Raw genomic sequence first — 1,393 nt, forward strand, 5'->3', positions numbered from 1 at the left:
GTGCTGACCTTCAACCGCGAGCACCTGCATCTGATGGATGAGCCGGCATGAGACTTCCTGTGTCAACCTGTTGTGAGCAAGAGGCTAGCGGCGGGGTGTTTGTTGGGGTCGTAGGATGTGCGGTCCTGCCATGCGCGCCAGAGGATCCTGAGCCAGGCTCTGGCGAGGATGCGAACGGCATGAGGGTGTCTGCATCCTCGCTTTCTGGCATCGTGATAGACCTTGGCAGCCCAGGGGCTGGCATGGCGGGAGTTGTCGGCGAAGCAGGTGAGCGCAGCGCGCAATCGCTTGTTGCAGGCCCATCGCCATGTAACGGCGCGGGATTTACCGCTCTGGTAGGTGACTGGTGCGACGCCGGCCTCGGCGGCCAGGTGTTCCTGGCTCTGGAAGCGGTCCCGCACGTCGCCCAGCTCGGCGGTGATCTGTGCAGCGCAGATCTTTCCGGCGCGCGGAAAGGACATGACGATCTTTCCTTCGGGCAGTTCGGCAACGGCATGTTCGATGCGGCTGGAGAGCTTGCCGATCTGGGCGACGAGGCTTTCGAGGGTAACGGCGATGGCACGTACGAGTTCACCCTTGGCGTCGGCCTCAGCTTCAGCGGCCTTTGTGGCGGGAGCAGCGCGCAGCCGGTCGAGCACATCGGCAACACTACGCCGGCCGCAATACTGGTTCTGGGCAAGGAAGGCAGCCATGCGCTTCTCACCCAAGCGGCTGGCGCTTTCGGGTGTGGGATAGCGCTGGAGGAAGGCCAGTGCGATCGGGCTTGCGATGTCGGCGAACAAACCGGCGGCGCCAGGCCAGAAGCTTTCGAGCAAGGCGCGCAGCTGGTTGGCGAGGACGAGTCTTGTGGCGACGAGATCGTCACGGCCACGCACCAGCGCGCGCAATGCCTTGATGGCATCGGATTGCGGCTTGAGCGGGGTCAGCCGGTGCCCGTCGGTGCGCAGGATGTCGGCAAGGATGTAGGCGTCACCAGGATCGCTCTTGGCGGCGACGGCGCGATAGCGCGGCCGGCACGCCTTGACGACATTGGGATGGACCGGCGTGACGACGAAGCCGGCATCGACCAGCGCGTCGACGAGCAACCCGCTAGGCCGTTCGATGGCGATCGGCGTCTCGCCGGGCGGCCCATGCCGTCGCAAACGCGCGACGAGATCGGCAAGCCCATCGCGGTCATGGGCCACGACAAAATGGTCGAGGACCTTACCGGCGGCGTCGACGACACAGACGGCATGGCTCGAGCCGCCCCAGTCGAGTCCGACGAAAATGGTCATGGATGCACCTCACTGAACTGGAGTATGGTGCCCGGTGCCGGGAGCCCTCACGGGTTGCTCATCAATCGGCGCTCTGGACCCATCTTGGCCGAAGTGTCCGTGGCGCATCTTCCTGTAGC

General features: G+C 64.8%; 1 protein-coding gene. It reads right to left on the bottom strand.

Features of this window, described 5'->3' with window-relative positions; genetic code table 11:
• Window positions 1–62: 62 nt before the first annotated feature.
• A complete protein-coding gene (locus C7I87_RS34920) occupies window positions 63–1,274 on the bottom strand; it encodes an IS110 family RNA-guided transposase (protein ID WP_149908463.1) in 1,212 nt (403 codons plus the stop codon).
• Window positions 1,275–1,393 lie beyond the last annotated feature (119 nt).

The organism is Mesorhizobium sp. SARCC-RB16n (genome assembly GCF_008520305.1).
Lineage (GTDB): Bacteria > Pseudomonadota > Alphaproteobacteria > Rhizobiales > Rhizobiaceae > Mesorhizobium.

Coding starts and splice junctions, on each gene's coding strand:
- C7I87_RS34920 (WP_149908463.1), bottom strand. CDS start 1,274: ATGACCATTTTCGTCGGACTCGACTGGGGCGGCTCGAGCCATGCCGTC.